The sequence below is a fragment of the Methylobacterium organophilum genome, assembly GCF_022179465.1.
Classification (GTDB): domain Bacteria; phylum Pseudomonadota; class Alphaproteobacteria; order Rhizobiales; family Beijerinckiaceae; genus Methylobacterium; species Methylobacterium organophilum.
Window position 1 is genome coordinate 233,809 of the sequence record NZ_BPQV01000001.1, and the last position, 25,219, is coordinate 259,027.

At 70.1% G+C, this 25,219-nt stretch carries 21 protein-coding genes, 1 tRNA gene and 2 pseudogenes; 12 read left to right on the forward strand and 12 right to left on the reverse strand.

The annotated features are described in order from the left end of the window. Nucleotide 1 precedes the first annotated feature (1 nt). Together MFF21_RS01015 and MFF21_RS01020 are read left to right on the forward strand one after the other, a co-directional pair. Nucleotides 2-2,362, forward strand: coding sequence for a xanthine dehydrogenase family protein molybdopterin-binding subunit (locus MFF21_RS01015; protein WP_238309328.1), 2,361 nt, complete (start codon nt 2-4; stop codon nt 2,360-2,362). Next, nucleotides 2,359-3,747 carry an amidohydrolase family protein gene (locus MFF21_RS01020; RefSeq protein WP_238309329.1) on the forward strand — a complete coding sequence of 463 codons (1,389 nt, stop codon included), beginning with the start codon at nt 2,359-2,361 and terminating at the stop codon, nt 3,745-3,747. The genes MFF21_RS01015 and MFF21_RS01020 overlap by 4 nt, the downstream gene beginning before the upstream one ends. A gap of 107 nt (nt 3,748-3,854) precedes the next feature. On the opposite strand, the pseudogene MFF21_RS01025 reads toward MFF21_RS01020, so the two are convergent. Beyond that, a pseudogene (locus MFF21_RS01025) lies at nt 3,855-4,185 on the reverse strand (transposase); the annotation flags it as partial. Here MFF21_RS01025 and MFF21_RS01030 point away from each other — a divergent pair. Together MFF21_RS01030 and MFF21_RS01035 are read left to right on the forward strand one after the other, a co-directional pair. Continuing rightward, nucleotides 4,184-4,333 (forward strand): annotated as a pseudogene (locus tag MFF21_RS01030) (IS3 family transposase); the annotation flags it as partial. The pseudogenes MFF21_RS01025 and MFF21_RS01030 overlap by 2 nt on opposite strands. 447 nt (nt 4,334-4,780) lie before the next feature. Beyond that, nucleotides 4,781-4,857, forward strand: a tRNA-Arg gene (locus tag MFF21_RS01035). Here MFF21_RS01035 and MFF21_RS01040 read toward each other — a convergent pair. Further along, entirely contained in the window at nt 4,828-5,292 is a 465-nt protein-coding gene (locus MFF21_RS01040) for a hypothetical protein (protein ID WP_238309330.1), read from the reverse strand. The genes MFF21_RS01035 and MFF21_RS01040 overlap by 30 nt on opposite strands. Before the next feature lie 234 nt (nt 5,293-5,526). Here MFF21_RS01040 and MFF21_RS01045 point away from each other — a divergent pair, with 234 nt between their 5' ends. After that, a complete protein-coding gene (locus MFF21_RS01045; protein ID WP_238309331.1) occupies nt 5,527-7,671 on the forward strand; it encodes a TonB-dependent receptor in 2,145 nt (714 codons plus the stop codon). A 74-nt stretch (nt 7,672-7,745) separates the two neighbouring features. On the opposite strand, the gene MFF21_RS01050 is transcribed toward MFF21_RS01045, so the two are convergent. From MFF21_RS01050 to MFF21_RS01065, 4 genes are all read right to left on the reverse strand, one after another. Next, nucleotides 7,746-9,884, reverse strand: coding sequence for a TonB-dependent receptor family protein (locus MFF21_RS01050; protein ID WP_238309332.1), 2,139 nt, complete (start codon nt 9,882-9,884; stop codon nt 7,746-7,748). 42 nt (nt 9,885-9,926) lie between these two features. After that, nucleotides 9,927-10,292 carry a hypothetical protein gene (locus MFF21_RS01055; protein WP_238309630.1) on the reverse strand — a complete coding sequence of 122 codons (366 nt, stop codon included), beginning with the start codon at nt 10,290-10,292 and terminating at the stop codon, nt 9,927-9,929. Between the two features lie 90 nt (nt 10,293-10,382). Beyond that, nucleotides 10,383-10,595: a TOBE domain-containing protein gene (locus MFF21_RS01060; protein ID WP_238309333.1), complete on the reverse strand. Its 213-nt coding sequence runs from the start codon at nt 10,593-10,595 to the stop codon at nt 10,383-10,385. A 152-nt stretch (nt 10,596-10,747) separates the two neighbouring features. Next, nucleotides 10,748-11,014 (reverse strand): hypothetical protein, encoded by a 267-nt coding sequence (locus MFF21_RS01065; protein WP_238309334.1) that lies wholly within the window; start codon nt 11,012-11,014, stop codon nt 10,748-10,750. 208 nt (nt 11,015-11,222) lie between these two features. Here MFF21_RS01065 and MFF21_RS01070 point away from each other — a divergent pair, with 208 nt between their 5' ends. The 4 genes from MFF21_RS01070 (at nt 11,223) to MFF21_RS01085 (ending at nt 14,885) form a co-directional block, all read left to right on the forward strand. Further along, a complete protein-coding gene (locus MFF21_RS01070) occupies nt 11,223-12,947 on the forward strand; it encodes an ArnT family glycosyltransferase (RefSeq protein WP_238309335.1) in 1,725 nt (574 codons plus the stop codon). After that, complete coding sequence (locus MFF21_RS01075; protein WP_238309336.1) at nt 12,944-13,711, forward strand: glycosyltransferase family 2 protein; 768 nt, start codon at nt 12,944-12,946, stop codon at nt 13,709-13,711. Before MFF21_RS01070 ends, MFF21_RS01075 begins: the two co-directional genes overlap by 4 nt. Before the next feature lie 3 nt (nt 13,712-13,714). Continuing rightward, nucleotides 13,715-14,047: a lipid-A-disaccharide synthase N-terminal domain-containing protein gene (locus MFF21_RS01080; protein WP_238309337.1), complete on the forward strand. Its 333-nt coding sequence runs from the start codon at nt 13,715-13,717 to the stop codon at nt 14,045-14,047. A 241-nt stretch (nt 14,048-14,288) separates the two neighbouring features. Further along, nucleotides 14,289-14,885, forward strand: coding sequence for a pyridoxamine 5'-phosphate oxidase family protein (locus MFF21_RS01085; RefSeq protein WP_238309338.1), 597 nt, complete (start codon nt 14,289-14,291; stop codon nt 14,883-14,885). Between the two features lie 6 nt (nt 14,886-14,891). On the opposite strand, the gene MFF21_RS01090 is transcribed toward MFF21_RS01085, so the two are convergent. Together MFF21_RS01090 and MFF21_RS01095 are read right to left on the reverse strand one after the other, a co-directional pair. Then, on the reverse strand, nt 14,892-15,347 hold the full coding sequence (locus MFF21_RS01090; RefSeq protein WP_238309339.1) for a response regulator: 456 nt from the start codon (nt 15,345-15,347) through the stop codon (nt 14,892-14,894). A 29-nt stretch (nt 15,348-15,376) separates the two neighbouring features. After that, complete coding sequence (locus MFF21_RS01095; RefSeq protein WP_238309340.1) at nt 15,377-15,844, reverse strand: BLUF domain-containing protein; 468 nt, start codon at nt 15,842-15,844, stop codon at nt 15,377-15,379. A gap of 283 nt (nt 15,845-16,127) precedes the next feature. Here MFF21_RS01095 and MFF21_RS01100 point away from each other — a divergent pair, with 283 nt between their 5' ends. Genes MFF21_RS01100 through MFF21_RS01110 form a run of 3 tightly spaced genes read left to right on the forward strand, consistent with a single transcriptional unit; the run spans nt 16,128 to nt 21,249 of the window. Continuing rightward, entirely contained in the window at nt 16,128-17,504 is a 1,377-nt protein-coding gene (locus tag MFF21_RS01100) for a flagellar hook protein FlgE (protein ID WP_238309341.1), read from the forward strand. A 41-nt stretch (nt 17,505-17,545) separates the two neighbouring features. Beyond that, nucleotides 17,546-19,435, forward strand: coding sequence for a flagellar hook-associated protein FlgK (flgK, locus tag MFF21_RS01105; RefSeq protein WP_238309342.1), 1,890 nt, complete (start codon nt 17,546-17,548; stop codon nt 19,433-19,435). Between the two features lie 14 nt (nt 19,436-19,449). Then, nucleotides 19,450-21,249 (forward strand): flagellin family protein, encoded by a 1,800-nt coding sequence (locus MFF21_RS01110; protein WP_238309343.1) that lies wholly within the window; start codon nt 19,450-19,452, stop codon nt 21,247-21,249. 17 nt (nt 21,250-21,266) lie between these two features. Here MFF21_RS01110 and MFF21_RS01115 read toward each other — a convergent pair whose 3' ends face one another. Genes MFF21_RS01115 through argJ form a run of 4 tightly spaced genes read right to left on the reverse strand, consistent with a single transcriptional unit; the run spans nt 21,267 to nt 25,188 of the window. After that, nucleotides 21,267-22,778 (reverse strand): DUF6880 family protein, encoded by a 1,512-nt coding sequence (locus MFF21_RS01115; RefSeq protein WP_238309344.1) that lies wholly within the window; start codon nt 22,776-22,778, stop codon nt 21,267-21,269. 24 nt (nt 22,779-22,802) lie between these two features. Beyond that, entirely contained in the window at nt 22,803-23,225 is a 423-nt protein-coding gene (locus tag MFF21_RS01120; protein WP_238309345.1) for a (deoxy)nucleoside triphosphate pyrophosphohydrolase, read from the reverse strand. Beyond that, nucleotides 23,222-23,935, reverse strand: a complete 714-nt coding sequence (locus MFF21_RS01125; RefSeq protein WP_238309346.1) for an SIMPL domain-containing protein — start codon at nt 23,933-23,935, stop codon at nt 23,222-23,224. The genes MFF21_RS01120 and MFF21_RS01125 overlap by 4 nt, the downstream gene beginning before the upstream one ends. Next, nucleotides 23,932-25,188, reverse strand: a complete 1,257-nt coding sequence (argJ, locus tag MFF21_RS01130; RefSeq protein ID WP_238309347.1) for a bifunctional glutamate N-acetyltransferase/amino-acid acetyltransferase ArgJ — start codon at nt 25,186-25,188, stop codon at nt 23,932-23,934. Before argJ ends, MFF21_RS01125 begins: the two co-directional genes overlap by 4 nt. Nucleotides 25,189-25,219 lie beyond the last annotated feature (31 nt).

Consider the following 25,219-nt stretch of genomic DNA (forward strand, 5'->3'; position numbering starts at 1 on the left):
CATGGCAGCCAGCCGTCTTGTCGGAACCCCCGTGCCCCGCAAGGAGGATCGCCGCCTCCTCCTCGGCCAAGCCCGCTTTGTGGCCGACATCGCCCTGCCGCGGATGCTGCATATGGCGGTGGTGCGCTCCGATCACGCCCATGCCCTCATTAAAGGCATCGATATCACCGCGGCTGCTTCGGCCGCCGGTGTTCGCCTCATCCTGACAGGCGCGGACCTCTCCGATAGCGTCGGCCCCCTACCATCGATCGACCTCGCGGGTGAGGGCAATGCCGCACTCCAGCGAGTGCTCGCCACCGACCGGGTGCGCTTTGTCGGCGAGCCGGTCGCCGTAGTGGTCGCCGAGGATCCCTTCATGGCTGCCGACGCCGCTGCCCTGATCGAGATTGCCTACCAACCGCTGCCGGTGGTGCTCGACGCGGAAGCCGCCGCCTCTGCCACTCCCCCCGCCCTGCTCTACGAGCGGCTCGGCTGCAACGTCATCCATACCTGCCGGCAGGAGGTCGGTGACCCGGACGCCGCCTTCGCCGCGGCGGACCGGGTGTTCGAAAAGACCTTCCGCATCCACCGCTACGTCGCCGCCCCGATGGAGACCCGCGGCGTGCTTGCCGACCCGACCGGCCAAGGCGAGCGCATTACCCTCTACAGCTCGACCCAGTTCCCGCATCTTCTGCGCGGCTTCCTCGCCGGCGTGCTCGGCCTGCCTGAGGCGGACCTGCGGGTAGTCGCTCCGGATGTCGGCGGCGGTTTCGGGGTGAAGTGCGAGTTCTATCCTGAGGAGATCTTGGCCGTGGTGGCCGCCCGGCGCCTCGGGCGCCCGGTCCGTTGGATCGAGAGCCGAGCGGAGCACTTCGTGGCGACGACCCATGCCCGCGAGCAGGTTCACCGTGTCCGCGCGGCGCTGGACGCGGATGGTATCGTCACCGCCATGACGCTGCACTCGCTGACCGATAACGGCGCGGCGGCGGCCACTCTCTCTGTGACTCCGGCCTCGATCTCCTCGGCCATGCTGCGCGGCCCCTACCGCGTCCCGAACTACCGGGCGGAGTCGCATTCCGTGGTCACGAACAAGACGCCGCTCGCGGTCTATCGCGGCGCCGGGCACCCCCAGGCGACGCTCTGCATGGAGCTGATGCTCGACCACATAGCCCGGGACACCGGCCTCGACCGGGTGGATCTGCGCCGCCGCAACATGATAACGCCCGCCGAGCTGCCGCTCGACCGCGGCACGGCCATAGTGCTCGCCGGCAAGGTCGTCTACGACAGCGGCGACTATCCCGCCTCCCTCGACCAAGCGCTCACCCTCGGCCTGTGGGAGAGCCGCGGCGCCCGGGCCGAGGCGGCGCGCGCCCGCGGTCGGCTGCACGGGGTCGGCCTCGCCTGCTTCGTGGAGGAGACCGCGATCGGCCCCTACGAGACCGGCAACGTGAGGGTCGACGGCTCGGGCAAGGTGACGGTCCTCACCGGCGCCTCGCCTCACGGCCAGGGCACCGCCACGGCCCTCGCCCAATTGGTGGCGGAAGAACTCGAGATCGACATCGACCGGGTAGTCGTGCGCCACGGTGACACCGACCTGCTGCCCGACGGCGTCGGCACCTTCGCGAGCCGCGGTGGAGCCATCGCCGGCGCCGCCGCGCGGCTCGCTGCCCGCAAGGTCCGCGAGAAGGCGCTGCACGTCGCCGCCGAGATGCTTCAGGCGAAACCCGAGGATCTCACCTGGGCCGAGGGTGAGGCTCGTGCGCCCAACGGCGCCAGCGCCAGCCTTGCGGCGATTGCCGGGAGGGCCACGGCCTGGAACGCGATGCCGGACGGCCTCACGTCCTTCAACTTGGCCGGGGAGGCCCACCATCAGGTCACAGGCATCGCCTTCGCTAACGCCACCCACCTATGCGAGGTCGAGATTGACCCGCGCACCGGTGAACTCGCGGTAACGACCTATGCCGTGATCCACGATTGCGGCACGGTCATCAACCCAATGATCGTGGAGGGACAGGTGATCGGCGGCCTCGCCCAGGGGCTCGGTGGCACCCTGTTCGAGGAGATCCGTTACGACGCGCAGGGTCGCCCCCTAGCGCAGAGCTTCGCCGATTATCTGCTGCCTACCGCGGCGGACATGCCGCGGGTGATCCGGACCGGTTCGATGGAGAGCCCCTCTCCGCTCAACCCCTTCGGCATGAAGGGCGCGGGCGAGGGTGGCACCACCGGCTCGGTTGCCGCGATCACCGGCGCCGTGGCCGACGCGCTCGCACCCCTGGGTGTCGTGATCGAGGGCGACGGTCCGTTCACGCCTCCGACCCTCCTCCGCCTGATCCGGGAGGCCGCGGCCTCCGCCAAGGACGCGATTAAGGACAATGCCGCATGAGCCTCATCCTCGCGGATGCTTGTCTCGTCACCATGAACCCGAATTGGGAGATCTTAGAGCGGGCGAGCCTGCTCGTGGAAGCGGATCGTATCGCCGGCATCGGCAGCCGGGCGAGCCTGTCTGCCCGGGCTCCCGAGGCCGAGATCCTCGATTGCGCCGGGATGATCGTGATTCCCGGCATGGTGAACACGCACACGCACCTGTTTCAGACCCTACTCAAGGGGCCAGGCGACGACATGGTGCTCAAGAAGTGGTTCGCCTGCATGACCGGACCGGCGGCCTGCAACCTTACGGAGGCGGATGTGAGCGCGGCGGCGACACATGGGTGCGTGGAGTCGATCCGCTCGGGGGTCACAACCCTGGTTGACTTCATGTATGCCCATCCGCGCCCCGGACTGACCCGCGCCGTGGTCGAGGCCTACGAGGCCACAGGCATGCGCGGCTTCGTCTGTCGCGGCTTCCTAACGGATGGCCTTCAATACGGTGTGCCGGAGCCGCTAATCGAGACGGTGCAGGCGGCCCTAGCTGATGCTCGCGCTCAGATCCTGGCGCAGAACCGCCCCGGCGGCCGCGTGCAGGTGGGGCTCGCGCCCTGCATGATCTGGTCCCTCGACGAGGCGAGCCTGCATGCAACGCGGGCGCTCGCCGACGAGCTCGGTGTTCTCGTGACCATCCATGTCGCCGAGACTCCCTTCGAGATAGAGGTCGCAGCCGAGCGCTACGGCCGCACCGACACAGCCTATCTGAGCGATATCGGCTTCCTGAAGCCGGACGTGCTGGCGGTGCATTGCGTCCAGTGCGGCAGCGCCGACATTGCCCTGCTCGCTCGCCACGGCGCGAAGGTCTCGCACAATCCCTGCAGCAACATGTATCTCGCCTCGGGCCTCGCCCCGATCCCGGCCATGCGGAAGGCAGGGATACCAGTGGGCCTTGCCAGCGATGGCCCGGCGAGCAGCAACAATCACAGCCTGTTCCAGGCGATGAAGTTCGCTGCTCTCACCCAAAAAGGTTTCCACCGCGACCCCGAGATCATGACGGCGCGGGACGCCCTGGAGATGGCCACAATCGGAGGCGCCCGCGCGGTCGGACTCGAGGCCGAAATCGGTTCGATCGAGCTCGGCAAGAAAGCTGACCTCGCCGTAGTCGACCTGCGCGACGCCTTTGCGTCGCCGATCCACGACCCGGTCTCCTCTCTCGTGTATGCAGCGCTCGGCCACGAGACACGGCACGTCCTGATCGACGGCCGCCTCGTCATGCGCGATCGTCAGCTGCTGAGCGCCGATGAGGGGGCAGTGCGGGCCCGGGCTCAGGCGGCAGCCGCCGACCTGACCCGCCGCGCCGGCATCGCGAGCCGAGCCCGGATCTGGTGCGACGCACCAGCGTGAGACAGCTTCGTTCGTTTCGAAGAATGTAACGTCGAAGTCTCCGGCTCTTCGATTGCTTCTCTGGCAGGGAGTGCTGCTAAGCCAATCCAAGTTAGAGCTGTTGCCGATCAGGTTGGATCGTACGCGTCGTATCCAGCGGCGGCGAGGCAGTTGCGGCAGGCCTTGTGTGAGTCTGTCGAAGGCTGAGCGGATGGCCGCTTTCAAGTCGGGAAGCGGGCGGGCGGCGGTTTTGCGCAGGTCTGCCTTCAGCTTGGCGAAGATCTGCTCGATCGGGTTGAAGTCGGGCGAGTAGGGCGGAAGGTAGAGCACCTTAGCTCCCGCTGCCTGTATCGCCTCGCGCACACCGGCCACCTTGTGAGCGCCCAGGTTGTCCAGAATGACGGTGTCACCCGGCTTCAGTGCAGGCACCAGCGTGTCGGCGACATAGGCCCGGCCCCTCGAATGCGAGGTGCTCGCCCGCCGCCGCTTCCGCTCGCAGGCGGAGGCACGCATGGCCGTCTTCAGCTACATTGAGGGCTTCTACAACCCGCTGCGCCGACACTCGGCGCTCGGCTACCGCTCGCCGGTCGTCTACGGGCAGGAGGTCGGATCAAAACCGCCAATCGAGACCCTGCTCAGCCAAGCCCCCTCAACCGTCCACAAAAACGGGGCAATCCCAACGGGACACGGGGACTGGATCCGCACGACAGACCGCAAGCGTCTCGGCGACGTGCTGCTCGAGCCGTGAGGTCTAGCAGAGCAAGATGGTTTAGTGCGTCCCAGCGATCGGACGTGTCATCCCCGTGCCGTGCTCGTGCCAGCAGCGGCGCACGCGCGGCACATGCGCTTGGGCCGCACCACATGCCGTCCGCATCTGCGGACACATTGCCAGTGCCTGAGCGGCCCCTCCGCCGCTCCCTGGCGCAACCCGACATGATTCGAACGTGTGACCTTTGCCTTCGGAGCACCACGCAGCCATCCCTTTGAGCAAAAAGGCCCACACAGCCACCATTGCGCCGACGCCCCGCTTGGGCTACTCCATCGCCCACGGCTAGCACCCGTAGCTCAGCTGGATAGAGCGTTGCCCTCCGAAGGCAAAGGTCACACGTTCGAATCGTGTCGGGTGCGCCATTCCCGTTTTACCGCTAAAACATCCGCTAAGACCTTGAACGGCAAGGTCAAATTTGCGGTTCTAAATCCTTCCCCGCGCTTGTAGCGAAGCCGGTCGGCGAAGGTGAGTTTGAGCACCGCGCGGCGGTCCTCGATCCGGCCGGTACTCCAAAGATTCCAAGGGTTTGCGATGAACGCCAAGGCGGTTCTAAGTCGCAGATCGAAGTTGCCCCGTGGAGCCGCGCCGGACGCGCTCTTTTCGCGCAGGAGCAGCTTCTCGTTCTCCAGGCGTTGCAGCTTTTCTTCGAGGGCGCGAACCACCGCCGGGACGCTCGTCTCGACGATGCGGTCCACCAGCTGATCGACCTGCTTGTCGATCTGGGCAAGGCCCGCTTGTTCATGCTGCGCTGGCAGTTGCCGGAGGACGACGCAGCCGCGCCGGGCGTACCCGGGCATAGAGGTTCGAAAACTGCGGCACGCCGACCGCCTGAGCGTCCCCCCATATCCGATGCATCAACGGCGCCGAACGTGTTTGGTACCGCGACGGCTTCTTGTCCTGGCACTGCCATGGCTTGCATCGCGCCCTGATCCCACCCCTCTCGAAGACACCGAAAGCGACGAGCCCTTGACACGTCGGCAAGCTTTAGCTCCATCATATAGCACAAGCTATAATCTGTTTATGGAGCTAACATGCCGCGAGGGTTCGCTGCGGTGGTGTGCCGGGCCGGCATCGGTCTCGTCGGCTTCGGCGCCATGCCGGCGGAGGCGGAGGAGACGAGCCTCGAGGAAATCGCGGTGACCGCCGTGAGTCGGCCGGGCGCGCCCTCCGGCGGCGCCGGTGCAGGGGATGACCGGCGAGTTCCGGTGGGGGTGCTGCCGGTGGTGAGTGACAGCTTCTCGTCGGTGACGGTGGTGCCGGGCAGCGAGCTTGCGCGGTCGCAGCCGACCTCCCTCGGTGACGCCCTGTTCGACAGGCCGGGCCTGTCCGCCTCCACCTTCGCGCCGGGATCGGCCTCCCGCCCGATCATCCGCGGCCTCGACAACAGCCGCGTCCGTATCCAGGAGAACGGTTCCGGCGTGCAGGACGTGTCGGATCTCGGGGAAGATCACGCCGTCCCGATCAACCCCCTCGTCAACGACCGCATCGAGGTGATCCGGGGGCCGGCCGGGCTCCGCTACGGATCCCAGGCCATCGGCGGGGTGGTCTCGGCCGAGAACAACCGCATCCCGACCGTCCTCCCCTCCGGCGGCTTCGGCAGCCGGGTCACGAGCGGCTTTTCCGCGGTCGATAACGGCCGCAACGTCGCCGCCACCGTGGATGCCGGCAGCGGGAACGTGGCCGTCCATGCCGACGGCTTCCGCAGCGTCGCCGACAGCTACGACACGCCCCTCGGAATCCAGCGCAACTCAGCCTCCAAATCCCAGGGCGGGGCGCTCGGAACCTCCTACATCTTCGACCGCGGCTTCGTCGGGCTCTCGTTCAGCCATTACGACGCGCTCTACCAGATCCCCGGCCTCGCCTCGGCGGCCCGGCGCACCCGCCTCGACCCCACCCAGGACAAGCTGCAGGCCCGCGGGGAATACCGGCCGCGGGAGGGGCCGTTCTCCGCCATCCGCTTCTGGCTCGGCGGCGCGCATTACCGCCACAACGAGATCGGCCTCGGCCCCGGCGGCGCCGACGGCATCCAGGCGACCTTCAAGAACCGGGAGGCCGAGGGACGGCTGGAATTGCAGCACGTGCCGGTGGAGACCGCCTTCGGCACCCTGAGCGGCACCCTCGGCTTCCAGTCGGACCGGCGCAAGCTCAGCATCTCGGGGGCCGAGGGCGGGCTCCTGCGCCCCAGCGACACCCGCGCCAACGCCGCCTATCTGTTCGAGGAACTCTCGCTGGAGCACGGCCTGCGCCTGCAGGCCGCCGGCCGCATCGAGGGCAACCGGGTCAGCGGGACGGAGGCGGTCTTCCCGCCCGGCTACCTGCCGGACGGCCCCGGCGACGAGCCGGCGGAGTTCGGGCGCCGCAGGCGATTCGCGCCGAAGAGCGCGAGCTTCGGCCTGCTTCGGGACCTGCCCTACGATCTCGTCGGCAGCCTCACGGCCTCCTATGTCGAGCGTGCGCCGGCGGCGGCGGAGCTGTTCTCCCGCGGGCCGCACGACGCGCCCGGGACCTTCGAGATCGGCGACCCGGACCTGAAGCTCGAACGCGCGCGCACCCTCGAACTCGGCCTGCGCCGCGCGTCGGGACCGTTCCGGCTCGATGCCACCGGCTATGTGACGCGCTACACCGGCTTCATCTTCAAGCGTCTGACCGGTTTCACCTGCGGCGACACCTTCGACACCTGCGGCCTCGACGGCGGCCCCTTCCGGCAGGTCGCCTATGCGCAGGCCAACACCACGTTCTACGGCGCCGAGATCGCGAGCCAGCTCGACCTGATCCCCGTCGGCGACGGCTTCGCCGGGCTCAGCGCGCAGTACGATTTCGTGCGGGCGCAGTTCGACGACGGCAGCTTCGTGCCGCGCATCCCGCCCCACCGGGTGGGCGGTGGCGTGTTCCTGCGCTCGGGCGCCTGGTACGCCCAGGTCAGCCTGCTCCACGCCTTCGCACAGACACGGAACGCGGCCCTGGAGACCGCCACGCCGGGCTACAACGACCTGAAGGCCGAGGTCGCCTATACCCGGGCCCTGGATCCCACGGTGGATGGCCTGAGCGAGGTCAGCCTCGGCCTGCGCGGCACCAACCTGCTCGACGATGTGATCCGGAATGCCGCCTCCTTCAAGAAGGACGAGGTCGTGCTGCCGGGGCGCAATCTCCGGCTGTTCCTGACCGCACGCTTCTGAGGGACCGGACCCGTTGATGCCCCAGGGGCATCACGGGGCGCCACGGAGCGGGGAGGCCCCTTGGCGCAGGATCCTCAGAACGAGGCGCGGATGCCGCCGAAAACGCTGCGGCCGTTGCCGGGATAGAAGGCGGCGAGCGCCGCCGCGCCGCCCGCCATCGTGGTGGCGTTGGTCACCACCGAGATATCGGAGATGTAGCGCGCATCCGTCAGGTTGCGGGCATCCACGAACAGGGCGACGCCGTTCTTGAATTCGATCCCCGTCTGCACGTTGAACAGCGCGTAGCCCGGCACCTTGAGGGTGTTGGCATGGTCGGCGAAGGCGCCGTGCGGCACCCAGTCGACCGAGGGCGACACGTAGAAGCCGCTCGGATGGGCGTAGCTCAGCACCGTGCGCAGCACGTCGCTGGGCAGCCCGGCGATGAGGTTGTTGCCGTAGACCGGGTCGCCGACGAAGCGGAAGTCGTTGTGCGTCCAGATCTGCGTGGCGACGAGCGTGTCGCCGATGCCGGTCAGGTCGCGGACGAGGTCGAGGGAGACCGCGGCCTCCACGCCCTGGTGCCGGGTGCGCGGGGCGTTGAAGGTCGCCGAGGGGATGTTCAGACCCGGATTGATCGAGAAGTTGATCAACTCGTCGCGGATCTCGGCCCGGTAGAGGGTCACGTCCCAGGCCAGGCGGTCGAGGCGCCCGCGGGTGCCGGCTTCGTAGGTCCAGCCGCGCTGCGCCGCCAGGGGCACGAAGGTGGTGCGGAGATTGTTCGTCTGCGCGAGGTCCGAGAAATCCGGCACGTCCCGCGAGCGGGTGATGTCGCCGAAGACCTGGATGTCCGGCAGCGGCTGCCAGAGCAGGCCGAGCTTCGGGTTCACGCCCTCGTAGGTCGCGTTGGCGAACTGGACGTTCGGATTGCCGGGCAGGCCGCCCTTGTTGCTGTAGGTGCGGTTCGAGGAGAACAGCTTGGCGCCCGTCATCAGCGCCACGTCCGGCAGGAACCAGAACCGGTTCTCGGCATAGGCCTCGTAGTTCGAGGCGCTCTGCAGGGCGTCGAGCGTCTGGGCGCCGCGCCGGCCCGCCAGGTTCACGTATTGGCGCGCCGCGTTGATGCCGGCGAAGGCGCGCAGGCCGAGGATCAGGTCGTTGCGGTAGCCAGCGATGTCGAAGGTGCCCGCCCAACGGGGCGCGATGCCGTAGGTCCAGCCGTCCTGGTCGATCACCTGGAAAATCGGGTGATAGAGATTCTTGTGAATGACCCAGCTGTCGATATCGAGCTTGCCGACATCGAGCACGAAGGAGGTGCGGTTGGCGAGCCGCTCGGTCTCGACCTTGCGCGACTGGTTGCCGATCAGGGCGTTGCGGCTGGCGATGGTCGGATTGTTCAGGGCGTCCGAGAGGGTCAGCGTGCCGGGCAGCTTCTGGTCGGTCAGGTAGGCGCCGAGATAGAACCGCGTCTCCACGCCCGGCGCGAGCCGGTAGCCGAGATTGGCGTTGAAGTTCCGGGTGGATTGGGTCTCGTGATCCCGGTAGCCGCTCGAATCGGTGAGCGTGCCCGAGACCAGGACATCCACCGGCCCGAGGATGCGGGAGACCTGGAAGCTCTCGCGGAAGGTGTTGAAGCTGCCCACCTCGAACCGGGCGATGTTCGGCGCGAAGGCCGTATAGGCGGTCGGCGTCACGAAATTGACCGCGCCGCCCAGCATGGTCGCGCCGAAGGCGAGGGCGTTGCCGCCCTTGTAGACCTCGACGGAGCGCAGGGCGAGCGGATCGATCTGGTAGAAGTCGCCGCTGCCATCGGCGAGGTTGAGCGGGATGCCGTCCTGCAGGAGCTCGATGCCGCGGACATGGAAGCCGCGGGCGATGCCCGAGCCGCGCACGGAGAGGCGCATCTCCTGGCCGTAGCGCTCCTGCACGAACACGCCGGGCACGTCCTTGAGCACGTCCCGCACGGTGTTGGCGTAGCGGTTCTGGAAGCTCGCCGCATCGACGAAGGCGACCGAGCCGACGGTGGCATTCACGGCGGCCCGCTGCGCCGCCACGCTCGGTACGGTGACGGATCCCGAGGCCTCGCCGGAGGGCGCGACCGGCACGCTCGCGCCGGCGACGCTGATTTCGGACAGGGTGGTCGCGTGGGTGCCGGCGGATTGCGCGAGGGCGGAGGAGGAGGCGAGCAGGGTCGAGAACAGGGCGGCGTGACGCGCGACCCGTGGAAGAGGCAGCATGACGAGAATCCGTGGTCTGAAGGATCGGAAAAAGGCGATCGATCAGGCGACGGGCGGGGCGCGCGCGTTGGCGGGGCGCCTGGGCGGGGCGCGGGGAAGGGCAACGGTCTCGGGACGCCAGGCGATGCGGGTCGCCGCCGGGACCGGCCAGACGACGGGCTGGGCCGCGAGCGCCGGCGCGACGAGTCCGGCGCCGGCCTGGGCGGAAGGGCAGCAGGGAAGATGCCCGTGGACGGGATGCTTCCCGTCGGGCGCGTCCGGGGTGCCCGCCTCGGGCGCGCAGAGGATGTGGGCCGGGCCGAAGCTCGCGGGGAAGACGGCCGTGCCGAGCACCACGTGCAGGGCGAGCGCGTAGAGCGCGGCCACGGCGATGACCGCGCGGCAGGCAGCCCATCCCGGCACGCGCATCCGCATGCCCTGGCCTATGGCCAAGCTCGGGCCGCCGTCAATGCCGGCGAGGGGAGGGAAGGCTCCGGGCGAACCCGCCCTCGGGAGGGGTCAAGGTTTGACCAGCAGCACGTTCACCGCCTTGGCGACGACCTGGACGCGGTCGCCTTCCTTCAAATCGAGGGCCTCGAGCGAGTCGCGGGTCATGACGGAGGTGACGAGGAAATCGGTGCCTTCGATCCGCGCCTCGACCTGCGCCATCACCGATCCGCGCTTGATGGCGACGACCTCCGTCGGGATGTCGTTGCGGGCACCGTGCTTCATCGTCCGAGCCTCCCTGGTCTGGCGGCGAGCGCCGAGCCCGACCTGTCGCGGCGAGGCCGAAGGGCAAGGGCGGGCTGCCCCGGCCGGCGCGCACGAAAAAGCCCGCGGCGAGGTCCTCGCCGCGGGCTCCAAACGGTCGTCGTGACGGGAATTTACCGGTCGCGGCCGCTCAGGAGCTTCTCGAGCGCGGCAAGGCCGCTGCGCTCCGCCGCCTCTTCCGTGGTCTGGAGCCGATCGGCCCTCTGGAAGAGCTTGCCGTTCTTGCGGATCGCCCAGGTGAAGTGACCGGCGGGGCGGTCGCAGGCGGAGATTTCGAGGGAGTAGGGATGCTGCGTGTCGTTGCTCATGGCTGCCATATAGGGTGCCGCCGCGGCCTCTTCCATACCCCCGCAGCGCACCATGACCATCGAGAACTGCATGGCACGCACCGCATTTGACAATGCGAGCGGATTCATCGACACGGCGGACCTTCTTCCCGGGCGCGCGATCCGCCGGCCGGGATCTGGCGAAAGCTGCCGGCGCGCGAGGGGTGCGGCCGCATGGCGGAGACCGTGAAGGTCCGGACAACCGCATGACCCGCCTCCCCTTCCCCTCGAGCGGCCTTCCCTCCTCCGCGGGCGTCGCCGCGTGACGAGCTATGCCGCTTCTCCCGCGCGGGACCGGGCGCGACGGGGCGCCCCCGGCCGCGTCGAAGACCTTCTGGCCCTCCTCTCCGCGAGCCACGGGCGCGCCTGCGCCGCCCTCCTGGCGCTCGGCCTGATCTGCTTCCTGCCCGGCTTCGTCTCGCTGCAGCCGATGGACCGGGACGAGCCGCGCTTCGCCCAGGCCTCCAAGCAGATGCTGGAGACGGGCGACCTCGTCGACATCCGCTTCCAGGGCGAGGCCCGCCACAAGAAGCCGGTCGGGATCTACTGGGTCCAGGCCGCCTCGGTCGCCGCGGCGGAGGCCCTCGGGGTGCCGGAGGCGCGCCGGACCATCGCGCTCTACCGGATTCCCTCGCTCCTCGGGGCGCTGGCGGCCGGGCTGCTGACCTACTGGGCCGCCCTCGCCGTCCTGCCGCGGCGCGGGGCGCTGCTCGCCGCCGCCCTGTTCACCGCCTGCGTGATGCTCTCGGCGGAGGCGCGGCTCGCCAAGACCGACGCCCTGCTCTGCGCCTGCGCCGCGGCGGCGATGGGGGGGCTCGCCCGGGCCTTCCTGCGGCCGGAGCCGCTGTCGCGGCGGGGCGGGGCCCTGTTCTGGGTCTTCCTCGCCCTCGGCGTCCTGGTGAAGGGGCCGATGGTGCCGCTCTTCGTCGGCCTCGCCGCCCTGGTTCTGTCCTGGCGCGCCCGCTCCGCCCGCTGGTTGCTGCGCCTGCGGCCCCTGCCGGGGCTTGCCCTGACGCTCCTCGTGGTGGCGCCCTGGTTCGTCGCGATCGCCTGGCGGACGGCGGGGGCCTTCTACGGCGAGGCCGTCGGGCACGACATGCTCGGCAAGGTCGGCGGCGGCGCGGAGCGGCATTGGGGGCCGCCCGGCGCCTATGCGCTCGCCTTCTTCGCGACCTTCTGGCCGGGCGCCGCCTTCGCCGCCCTGGCGATCCCCTTCGCCTGGCGGGAGCGGCGCACGGAGGCGGTCGCCTTCCTGCTCGCCTGGATCGTGCCCGCCTGGCTCCTGTTCGAGGCGGTGCCGACCAAGCTGCCCCATTACGTGCTGCCCCTGATGCCGGCGGTGGCGATCCTGACCGTGCTCGCGGCCCTGCGCGGCGGGCTCGATCCCGCCCGACGCGGCGCCGTGGCGGTGGCGAGCCTCGCCGCGCTGATCCCGGCCGGCATCGCCGGCGGCCTCGTCTTCGCCGCCTGGCATTTCGACCGGTCCGTGCCCCTCGCCGCCCTGCCCCTGCTGCTGGCCGCCTGCGGCGTCGCCGCCCTGGCGGTCGCCGCCTTCGCCCGCGGCGCGGTGGAGGCGGCGCTGGCGATCGCGGTCGCGGCCTCCGCCCTGCTCGCGCCCGCGGTGTTCGGGCTGACCCAGCCGGTCCTGGCGAGCCTCAAAGTCTCGCCCCGCCTCGCCGCGATCCGCGACGGCCTCGGCTGCGCGGATCCGAAGGTGGCGAGCCTCGGCTACCGCGAGCCAAGCCTCGTCTTCCTGATCGGCACCGATCTCGCCACGCCCGCGACGGGGGCGGAGACCGCCGCCTTCCTGCGGGAGCCCGGCTGCCGCCTCGCCTTCGTCGAGGACCGCTCCGCCGCCGAATTCGCGGCCGCCGCCACGGCCTCCGGCCTCGCGCCGCGGCCGGTCGGCCGGGTGACGGGCTTCAACATCAATGGCGGCAAGCCGGTCGCGCTCTCCGCCTACGCCTCCGGGACCCCCTCACCGTGAACGACGCGACGCATTCCGGGGCGCCCGCCCCCCGCCTCAGCGTGGTGGTGCCGGTCAAGAACGAGAGCGGCAATGTCGAGGCGCTGGTCTCCGAGATCGGGGCCGCCTGCGCCGCGCTGACGCCCTTCGAGGTGATCTATGTCGACGACGGCTCGACCGACGACACCTTCGCGGTGCTGGAGCGGGCCCGCGCCACCCGGCCCTGGCTGCGCATCGTCCGGCACGATCGCAGCGGCGGGCAGAGCGCCGCGATCCGCAGCGGCGTGCTGCGGGCGCGGGCCCCCGTCATCGCCACCCTCGACGGCGACGGCCAGAATGATCCGGCCTTCATCCCCGCCCTGGTCGCGGCCCTCGACGAGGGCGGCCCGGGCGTCGGCCTCGCGCAGGGCCAGCGGGTCGGCCGCAAGGACGGCCGCCTGAAGACGATCCAGTCCCGCATCGCCAACGGCGTGCGCGGCCGCATCCTGCGGGATGCGACCCGGGACACCGGCTGCGGCCTCAAGGTCTTCCGCCGGGAGGTCTATCTCGCCCTGCCCTATTTCGATGCGCTCCACCGCTTCATGCCGGCCCTGGTGAACCGCGAGGGCTTCCGCGTGGTGCACCGGGACGTGGTCGACCGGCCGCGCTTCACCGGGCGCTCGAATTACGGCCTGTTCGACCGGCTCTGGGTCGGCATCCTCGACCTCGCCGGCGTGTGGTGGCTGATCCGCCGCCGGCGCCCCGCGCCGCGGGCGAGCGAAACGCTGCGCGAAGGAGCCCGCTGATCCATGCTGATCCAGCTCGCCGAGGACCTGCCGGCCTATTTCTACGAGGTGTTCGTCACCCGCTTCGACTTCTGGCTGGTGTTCGGCGTCACCGCCCAGCTCGTCTTCGGGGCGCGCTTCATCCTGCAATGGCTGGCGAGCGAGAAGGCCGGCCGCAGCGTGATGCCGCTCTCGTTCTGGTTCATCTCGATCGTCGGCGGCCTGATGACCCTGGTCTACGGCTTCGTCCGCAAGGAGCCGGTGATCATCATCGGCCAGGGCCTGTCCACCGGCATCTACCTGCGCAACCTCGCGCTGATCTTCCGGGAGCGGCGCCGCGAGGGAGCGAAGCGCTAGACTTTCCCGTCGGACGCCGATCCGGGACCCGTTCCTCGCGAAGGCCGGGCGCCGCACAGGGTGAAACGAACGGAACGGCGAGCACAGATCAAGACGATCCCAAGCAGGCCCGTCGGCCAGCCCCGGCCCCATTGCCCGCCGGCCCTGCTATGCGCAAAATTCCCTGATGCGCAATTGAACTTCCTTACCGTATTATTACTCTAAGAAGGCTGTTGTTCTGCCCGCCTCGACGAGCCGATCTGTGGACGCCCTGCCACCCTTTTACGACAACCTCGACGCCGCACACGAGGCGCTCTGGCGACTTCTCGAGGATGGGGTGCACGACCGTCGCAGCGCCTTCCATACCCCGACGCTGGGGACGGTCGACGCCCAGGGCCGGGCCCAGATCCGCACCGTCGTGCTCAGGGCCGCCGACGCCTATGGCGGCACCCTCCGCTTCCACTGCGACCGCCGCTCGGAGAAGGCCACCGAGATCGCCCTGAACGGCGGTGCCTCCCTGCAGGCCTTCGACGCGGGCGCGAGGATCCAGATCCGGGTGGAGGGCAGCGCGCGCCTCCACACCGACGACCTCCTGGCGGACGAAGCCTGGCGGGAATCCCGGGAGCAGAGCCGCCTCTGCTACGGGATCGCGCCGAGCCCCGGCACGGCGCTGCGGGAGGGCGGCGACTACACGCTGCCCGACACGCCACAGGCGATCGCGGCGGGCCGGAAGAACTTCGCGGCCGTGGTGCTGCACGCGGAACGGCTGGAATTTCTCTACCTCGACCATCGCGGCCATCGCCGCGGCCTCTGGCTGCGCAGCGACGCGGGCTGGGTCGAGTGCTGGCTGGTGCCCTGACCGCCCTCAGAACTTGCCGAGCAGCGGGAAGTCCTGGCTCAGGGACGATTCGGTCGGCAGCGGCGCCTCGCGGCGGCGCGGCTTGCGGTTGAGGACCTGCTTCAGCTTGGTCTTGAGCAGGGCGATGTCGAAGGGCTTGAGGATGAAGGCATCCGCGCCTGCGAGATGCGCGACGTTGATGTCCTCGAAGTTGAACGACGTCTCCGTCAGGATGAAGGGCGTGTTCGTCAGGGCATCGTCGGCCCGGATCTCGCGCAGGAGCTGAATCCCGTCGATCGGCTCCATGTCGAGATCGGAGATCACCAGGGCGTATTTGCGCGTACGCAGCTTCTCCAGCGCCTCGGCCGCGTCCGACACGCCCTCGACCTCGGGGAAGCCGAGGCGCGTCATCAGCTCGACCTCGAGCCGGAGGAGCTTGGCTTGATCGTCGACGATCAAGATCGGGGGAGGCGCTTCGCTCATGGCCACCTATCGCTTCTGCACGAAGCCATTCACACGAACAGATGGTCGATGCCCTGGCGGGACATCGATTCGGATTGCAACGTGATCGCCAAGGCGTGGATGGCAGCGCCGCGCGGGGTGCCGCGCTGGAGCGCGGGCAGCAGCGCCGCCTTATTGAAATGCGTATCGTTGGTGCCGTTGCGCGAGACGCAGGTGAAGGAGGTCACGAATTCGCGCTTGGTGATCTCCCGCCACTCGATGATCTGCACCTCGCGATGGCGCTGGTCGACGGAGATGCGCTGGAAGGTGTCGTGAATCGACTGGCGCTCGCCCTCGAGCACCTGCATGGCGAAATTGCCTTCCACGATCATGAAGCTCGTCACCACCGCGAACTCGTTCTTCTTCTGCGCCTGGCGCGTGATCTCGCCGAGCTCGCGCGCCCGCACCGCCGGCTCCGCCGAAAGGTTGAGGCGGGAGAAGTAGATCAGGTGGACGAGGCTCGACCTCTTCTGTCGCATGGGGTCCGCTCTCAATCACTCGGAAGCGATCGTTACGGCGGCGGCTATAACGTGGCGTAAACGTCCAGAGCGAGATTCCCGTCTTCGTGACGGGATTCCAGGGGCGGGAATCTAGCCGGAAACGCCGGCTCGGCCGGCAGAAACTGCCGGGGTGGCCGGGTCAGGAGGGCCGAATTTGCCCGGCAGCCCGCGACCGGATCCATAAAAATCAAAGACTTAGATCTGGCACTGGCCTTGCGCCGCCTCCCCCGAGGGTGAGTGCGCAAAACGCGGGGCTTCGATCATGGACGTGTTCTCGGCGCTGCAGACGGCAGTCTCGGGCCTGAAGGCCCAATCCTTCGCGCTCGACAACATCTCGGGCAACATCGCCAATTCGGCGACCACTGCCTACAAGCGGACCGATACGAGCTTCAGCGACCTCGTGACCGAGTTCGACAACCCGAAGCGGCAGGTCGCCGGCTCGGTCGCGGCCGATTCCCGCAAGACCACCTCGGTCCAGGGCCTGATCAGCGCCACCGACACCGCCACCAACATGGCGCTGAACGGCGACGGCTTCTTCGTGGTCCAGACCAAGACCGGCATGTCCGGCAGCACGTCGACCTTCTCCGGCGACGTCTATACCCGGCGCGGCGACTTCGCCCTCGACAAGAACGGCTACCTCGTCAACGGCGGCGGCGCCTACCTGACGGGCTCCACCCTCGATCCGGCGACCGGGAACGTCACCGCGACGGGCTCGCCGATCCAGATCTCCAGCGCCACGCTTCCGGCCAAGGCCACCTCGACCATCACCTACTCGGCCATTCTGCCCAAGACGCCGGCCACCGGGAACACCTCCTCGTCCCTGCTGCCCGCCTTCTCGGACGGCACCGATGCCCGCGTTCTCTCGGGCACCGGCACCGGCACGGTGACGACGGCCAATGCGTCGACCTTCGTCAACGACAGCATCACCGGCCCGACGCTGACCGTCTACTCGGCGGGCGGCGACGCCACGACGATCCAGACCCGCTGGGCCAAGGTCGCCAATGCCAGCGCCAGCGCGGGGACCAGCGACACCTGGAACCTGTTCTACGCCAACAACAACACCTCGACCGGCACGGACACGAGCTGGACCAATGTCGGCCAGGCCTTCACCTTCAATTCCAGCGGGCAGCTCTCCGCACCGACCGGCGGCTCGGTCCCGCTCTCGAACGTGACCATTGGCGGGACCGCGCTCGGCAACCTCACGCTCAAGCTCGGCTCGGGCGGCCTCACGCAACAGGCCTCCTCGGCCGGCACCGCGATCACCAACGCCCTGTCCCAGGACGGCTACAGCGCGGGCACGCTGAAGTCGCTCTCCGTCACCGAGAACGGCACCATCCAGGGCACCTACACCAACGGGCGCACCCTGAGCCTCGCCACGGCCGCGACGGCGCGCTTTGCCAATGCGGACGGCCTGGTCGCCGATTCCTCCGGCACCTACGCGCAGACGGCGGATTCGGGCGAGCCCCTCAGCGGTCTGGGGGCCACGACGATCGTGGGCTCCAACGTCGAGGCCTCGAACACCGACATTGCGAGCGAATTCTCGAAGATGATCGTAACCCAACAGGCCTATTCTGCGAACACGCGGGTCATGTCGACCGCGCAGAACATGATGTCGGACCTGCTGAACGTCATCCGCTGAGGACGCGAGATCATACGCTCTGAGCGTGGAAGGAGGCCGAGGTGTCGTTCAGCGCCCTGAATACCGCTGCCGCCGGCCTCAAGGCGACGCAGGCCCAGATCGGCGTCGTTTCGCAGAACATCGCGAATGTCGGCACGACGGGCTACGTCAAGCGCACGCTCGACACGGTCTTCACCAATGCCGGCAATGCGGGCGTCGCCACCGGCACCATCGCCCGCGTCATCGACGCCGCCGCCCTCAAGCAGCTGCGCTCGGAGACCTCGGGCGCCGCCTATACCTCGATGATCGCGCAGGTGCGCAGCCAGATCGACACGCTGTTCGGCACGCCGGGCAGCGCGAACGCCCTCGACGGGCTGATGAACACCTTCACGCAGTCGCTGCAGACGCTGTCCTCCGACCCGACCTCGACGGCGGCGCGCTCGCAGGTGGTGGCGGCCGCCTCGAGCCTCGCCTCGGGGATCAACGGCGTCGCCGAGGGCATCCAGTCCCTGCGCACGGCGATGGAGGCGCAGCTCTCCACCGACACGTCGCAGGCCAGCACCTATCTCGCCTCCATCGCCTCGCTGAACGCCAAGATCACGGCGACGCCGGAAAGCGACGGCAGCCGGGCCGATCTCGAGGACCAGCGCGACCAGGCCCTCACCAGCCTGTCGGCGCTGATGGACGTGAACGCCGTGCCCCAAACCGACGGCACGGTCACCGTGCTGACGACGGCGGGCGCTACCCTCGTCGACCATGCCGCGGCGGCGAGCCTCAGCTTCGATTCCCGCGGGACCCTGACGGCGGGCGCCACCTACGACAACGACCCGACGAAGCGCGGCGTCGGAACCATCGTCGCGACCACGCCGGGAGGGGCGACGATCGACCTCGTCGCCTCCGGGGCGATCCGCTCGGGCAGCCTCGCCGCCGAGCTGGAGCTGCGCGACAGCGTGCTGCCGCAGGCCCAGCGGCAGATGGACGACCTCGCCGCCGGCCTGTCCCGGGCCCTGACCGACGCGCAGGTGACGGGCACCGCGGCGAGCGCCGGCGGTAAGTCCGGCTTCGACCTCGACCTCACCGGCCTCTCCGCCGGCAACGCGATCACCCTCACGCTGAAGGATTCCGCGGGCGCCACCCGCAACCTGATCCTGATGCCGTCGAACACGACGCCGCCCGCGAGCGTCCCCGCCGCCCTGACCAACGATCCGAACGCCACGATCGTCCCCATCACCATCCCGAATCCGTCCTCGTCGGACCCGAGCGCGGTTCGCACGGCGATCGCCAACGCCCTGGGATCGAGCTTCACCGTCTCCGCCGTGCCGGGCGGGGCGAGCGGAGCCGTGCGCATCCTCTCGAACGGCGCCTCCGGCGACCCGAGCCTGCTCGCGGCCAATGCCAGCGTCACCCGGGTCGCCTCGACGAGCGACACCAAGAGCGGCAACGCGCAGATCGCGCTCTTCGTCGACGGCGCCGACAAGGGCCTCTACACCGGCTCCTTCGACGGCGGCGCGCAGCTCACGGGCTTCGCCCAGCGCATCACCGTCAACCCGACGGTCGCGAACAACAACGCGACCCTGGTGGTATCGAGCGCGACCAGCAGCACCGGCGACGGCACCCGGGCGCAGGCCCTCTACGACGCCCTGACCAAGACCAACCAGACCTTCTCCGCGGCGAGCGGGATCGGCGGGGTCGATGCCCCGACCGCGTCGACGCTGGCGAGCTTCCTCCAGAACGTCATCGCGAGCCAGGGCCAGGCGGCGACCACCGCCAAGAGCCTCGACGAGGGCCAGTCCATCGCCCTGTCGACGGCGCAGAGCCGCTTCGCCTCGCAATCGGGCGTCAACATCGACGAGGAAATGTCGAAGCTGATCGAGCTGCAGCAGGCCTATTCCGCCAATGCCCGGGTGCTCTCGGCGGCGCGGGACATGCTCGACACGCTGCTGCGCATCTGACGGGGATCTGAGGCATGAGCAACATTCCCCCCTTCGCCGCCGGCAGCTACGCCTCCGACCGGCAGACCGCCAATCTCGTCAAGCTGAAGGGCCAGCTCGCCGCGCTGACGACGCAGCTCACCACGGGCCAGTCGGCGCAGAGCTACGGCGGCCTGGGCGCCGGGCGCACCACCAGCCTCTCCGCCCGCGCCGCGATCAGCGCCCTCGACGGCTACACCGCGGCCATCACCGCCGGGACGACCCGCGTCAGCCTGGCGAGCGCCGGCCTGACCCAGCTCTCGACCCTCTCGGACACGGTCCAGCGCAGCATCACCGCCTATCTGTCGCCCTCGAGCAGCACGCTGCTGAACACGGTGGGCAGCATCGCCGGCAACAGCCTCGACGCCGCCATCGACGCCCTGAACCAGTCGGCGGCGGGGCAATACATCTTCGCCGGCCGCGACTCGGACAACGAGCCGGTGATCGACAGCGCCACCATGCTGAACGGCGACGCCAGCAAGGGCCTCGTCGGGCTCAAGGCGCTGATCGCCGAGCAGAAGACCGCCGATCTCGGGCCGAACGGCGACGGCCGCCTCACTCCGACCGCGAGCGGGTCCACCGTGACGCTGACCGAGGATGGGAGCGCCGAGGCCCGGGCCAATTTCGGGTTCTCGCTCCTCTCGGCCAAGAGCTCGAACACCAGCGCGATCGCGGCCACGCCCATCGCCGCCACCGCGGCGAACGTGGACGTCGCCTTCGCGAGCCAGCCCGCCGCCGGCGACCGGGTGCGGGTCGCCCTGCTGCAATCGGACGGCAGCCAGAAGATCGTCGACCTGACCGCCACGACCAGCGCGGACGGGGGCGCCAACACCTTCAAGATCGATCCGGGCGGGGACCCGGCCGTGACGGCGGCGAACCTGAAGGCGGCCCTGGGAACGGGCGCGCAGATCGCCAGCGTGCAGAGCGCGAGCCCGCCCGGCATCAGCGCCAGCTTCACCGGCGGAAGCCCGGCCTCGGCCAGCCTCGCCGTCAACGGGACGCCGGCCGCGGGCGATACCGTGACGGTGACGGTCGGGCTCCATGACGGCAGCACGCAGACCATCACCCTGACCGCGGCGGCCACCGCCGCTGCGAGCTCGACCACCAGCTTCGCCATCGGCGCGACCCCGGCGGCGACGGCGGCCAACCTCTCCGCCGCCCTGACCAACGCGCTCAAGAACACGGCGCAGACCGCGCTCTCGGCGAGCTCGGCGCTGCGGGCCTCGCAGAACTTCTTCGACGGGTCGAGCAGCGCCGGGCTCGCCCCCCGCCGGGTCTCGGCCGACGGCAACGGCTATGCCGAGACCGCCAGCACCGGGACGGTGATCTGGTACAAGGGCGACGACACCTCCCCGGATGCCCGCTCCACCGCCACGCTCCAGGTCGGCGCCACCCAGACTGTCCAGGTCGGGGCGCAGGCCAACGAGGCGCCGATCAAGGGCCTGCTCGCGAGCCTCGCCGCGGTCTCCGCGGAGGGGAGCGTCAATGCCTCGGACACGGTGGCGACCACGCGCTACGCCGCCCTCGCCCAGAAGGCGAACACCCTGATCGTCGGCAGCAAGGAAGGCCTCACCCAGATCAGCGCGGATTTCTCCCGCGCCAACGCGACGATGACCGCCGCCAAGTCCAACGCCGCGGAGACCAAGGTGACGTTGCAGAACGCCATCGACGGCGTCGAGGGCATCTCGACCGAGGAGGTGATGGTGAAGCTCCTCGATCTGCAGACCCAGCTCCAGGCGAGCTACCAGCTCACCTCCAAGATCGCGCAGCTCTCCCTCGTGAACTACATGAGCTGATCCGTTCGGCGCCTGCGTCAGCCCTCCACCTGGCTCCAGAAGCCGCTCTTGCGGCCATGGGTCCTGCGCAGGCCCTCGCGATAGGCGGCGTGGTCGGGCACGAGGCTGCCCGGCGCCAGCTCGGCCTCCAGGGCCTCCAGCCGGGCGAGATGGCGCGCCCCGTGGCCATAGGCCGGGGCGCGGCCTCGTTCGAGGATGTCGTCGATGAGTGCCCGGTAGAGGAGGCTCGCGGCGAGCGGATGGTCCGGCTCCAGCGCCTCGGCAGCGGGCGCGAGCAATTCCCAGTTTCGGCCCTCCCATTCCGTGCGCCGGTCGATCACGAGGCGGGCGGCCCGGCCGAGATCCGGCCAGCGCAGGAAGAAATAGAGTGCGCCGTGCGGATCCGTGCGGGCGGCCGCATGGGCGAAGGCGCGGGCCAGGGCCTCGTCGTCCTCGAAATCCGGCAGCCGGGCGAGGTAGTCGCGCAAGGCCTGGGGATCGAGCCCGCGCTCGAACTGGCCCCAGCGCAGGGCCTGCGCCTCCTCCGGGCGGCCGAGCGCCTCCAGGGCGGCGATTTCCACGATCCGGCTGTGCCGGTCGTCCGGCCGCGGCCCCGCCGTGCCGGCGATCATGTCCGCGCGGGTCAGGACGACGAGGCCGGGCCGGGACGGCCTGCGCAGCCAGTCCAGCGCCTCCTGCGGCCGCCCGGCGGCGATCAGTCGTTCGGCGATGGCCGCCCCGTTCGGCCGCTCGGGGGAACGCTCCGTCTCCAGGGCGATGAAGGCCTCGACGTCGCCCCGGGCATCGGCCACCGCCTGACGGAGCTCGATCAGCCGCATCCGGTCGAGCCGCGTCTCCCAGTCGAGGACGCCGGCGCCCCCCTTCCGCGTCCGGGCCGGAAGCGGCGGGGTCGCGGCGGCGAGATCGGCGTCGAAGGCCTCGAGCGCCTCTCCCGACAGCGGGGGGATGAGGGCGGCGACGACGCCGGCGAGCAGGCCGAGCCCGTCCCCCGCGAGCCGCGGCACCAGGGCCCGCGCGGTGGCGAGCGCCGCCTCCGGCGTCAGGCCGGCCGCGATTTCACAGGCCGTCTCCGCCGCCGTCTCGTAGAGCCCGTAGACTTGGCCGCTCGAATCCTCGACCCGCTCCAGCACGCCTCCGGCTCCGGCGAGGAAGCGGACCAGGCGGTCGAGCGCCATGCCGGGATCGAGGCGCCTGAGATCGACGCGGATCGTGGCGAGCATCGCCGCGAGATCGGCGGCGAAGGCTTTGCGCTTCTGCCAGTCGATGAAGCCGCGGGCCTTTTCCAGGGCGGCGAGCCGGCGGTCGACGAGGGACGCGACCGCATCCGCCCCCTGCAACCCGGCGAGCGCGGCGCTGACGCGCTTGCGGAAGGCGGCATTGATCCCCGTCTCTTCCAGGACGAGGCGGATCAGCGTCGCGGCGTCGAGGGCGGCGAGCGTCTCCTCGGAGGGCGTGGTCGAGCGGCTCGCGCGCTTGCGGGCCGGCTTCGCATCGGATCCGGAAACCTTCGGGGCCGTCCTGCGCGCCATGCCCTTCGCCTCACGGGGCCGCGGTCACGGCCCGAGCAGATCGATCAGAAAGGGGATGAGCGGCTCGTCGGCCGGCGGCATCGGCATGTCGCGCAGGGCGGCGGGCCTGACCCATTTCAGCCCCTGGCCTTCGAGGGCGCGGGGGATCCCCTCCCAGCGCCGACACACATAGAGCGGCATCAGCAGATGGAAATCGGGATAGGCGTGGCTCGCGAAGGTGAGCGGGGCGAGGCAGGGCTCCTTCACGACGATGCCGAGCTCCTCCGCCAGTTCGCGGATCAGCGTCGCCTCGGGCCGCTCCCCCGGCTCGACCTTGCCGCCGGGGAACTCCCACAGGCCGGCGAGTTGCTTGCCCGGGGGGCGCTGGGCGAGCAGGATCCGCCCGTCCGCATCCACCAGGGCGACGGCGACGACGAGGAGCAGGCGGAGCGGCGCGGTCTCGCTCACGGCTTGATCACGAACACGGCCTCGACCTCGGCCCCGGTCTCGATGCTGCCCGCCTCGATCGGAACGGCGGCCCGCTGGCGCCGGTCGGCCTTGGCCATGGCGGCATAGGGGGCGGGGCGGGTAACGATCTCGTTGCGCGGCGGCGTGGTGATAGCGAGGGCCGGCCCGAGGGTGACGCCCGCCGCCTGGGCCAGACGCTCGGCCTGGGCACGGGCATCCTTCATCGCGGCGACCTGAACCGCGGCCAGGGCCGCGGCCGGATCGCGCAGGCCGAAGCTCACGCCCTCGATGCGGTTGGCACCGGAATCGAGGGCCCGCCGCATCAGCTCGCCCAGCTTCGGCATGTCGCCGAGGCGGATCTCGACGCGGTTCGAGGCGACGTAGCCGTCCGGCTGCTCGCGCACCGTGCCGTCGGGCTGGCGCACGGACTTGGTAGCCGGCTGGAGCGAGAGCGAGGAGGTGCCGATATCGGCCTCCGGCACGCCCATGCCCTTGGCCGTGTCGATGAGGCCGCGGGCGGCCTTGCTCGCCGTGTCGAGGGCGGCCGCCGGGGTCGCCCCCCGGCTCTCGACGCCCACGATCACCGCCGCGAAATCCGGCGGCAGCTGGCTCTCGGCCCGGCCGATCACCCGGAGGCGGCCCTCGTCGTCCGCGAGCGCCGGACCGGCGAGGGGCAGCGCCGCGAAGGCGGCGAGGACGAGCCGCCTCACGAGCGGTAATCCCCGTTGATGGCGATGTATTCCTTGGTCAGGTCGCAGGTCCAGACGCGGGCGCGGCCGGCGCCGAGGCCGAGATCGACCCGCACGGTCACATCCTGCTCGCGCATCACCGCGCTCGCCGCGGCCTCGCTGTAATCCGGATCGCGGGCGCCCTGGTGGGCGACGCGCACATCGCCGAACCAGATCGCGAGGCGGTCGCGGTCGGCCGGCTCGCCGGCCTTGCCCACGGCCATGACCACGCGGCCCCAATTGGCGTCCTCGCCCGCGACCGCGGTCTTCACCAGCGGCGAATTGGCGATGGAGAGGGCGATGCGGTGGGCGGATGCGTCGCTCTCGGCGCCCTCGACCAGGACGGTGACGAACTTGCGCGCGCCCTCCCCGTCCTTGGCGACGAGCTGGGCGAGCTCGATCAGGATCTCGTCGAGCGCCGTCCGGAAAGCGTCGAGGCGCGGGTCGTCGGCGCGCTCGATGGCCGGATTGCCGGCCTTGCCGGTGGCGAACAGGAGCAGCGTGTCGGAGGTCGAGGTGTCGCCGTCCACGGTCACGCAGTTGAAGCTCTTGCGCGTGCCGGCCGCAAGCAGCTCCTGGAGAACGTGAGCCGGCAAAGCGGCATCCGTGAAGGCGAAGGACAGCATCGTCGCCATGTCGGGGGCGATCATGCCCGCGCCCTTGGCGATGCCGTTGAGGGTGACCGCGACGCCCCCGATCTCGACCCGGCGGGTGGCGAGCTTGGGGAAGGTGTCCGTGGTCATGATGGCGCGGGCCGCCGCGTTCCAGGCGGACGCGCCGGTCTCGGCGCGGGCGGCGCAGGCCTCGAGCACGCCCTCGAACTTGCGGGCGTCCAGCGGCTCGCCGATCACTCCGGTCGAGGCGATGAAGACCGCGTTCGGGGCGCAGTCGCCGGCCTTGGCGGCGATCTCGGCGGTCAGCGCCACGGCGTCGCGGCCCTTCAGGCCGGTGAAGGCGTTGGCGTTGCCCGAATTCACGACGAGGGCCCGGGCCGCGCCGCCGCCCTCGACGAGGGCCTGCCGGCACCAGTCGACCGGGGCCGAGGGGCATTTCGAGCGGGTGAACACGCCGGCGGCGGTGGTGCCGGCCTCAAGGGAGACCCAGAGCACGTCCGTGCGCCCCGCATAGCGGATCCCGGCCTCGGCGGTGGCGATCCGCACCCCGGCGATCGGGGGAAGCTCGGGATAGGAGGTCGGGGCGAGCGGGGAAATGGCGGGCGGGTTTGCGGATGACATGCGTCTGCGGCTCCGTCCTGGCCGCGGAAAG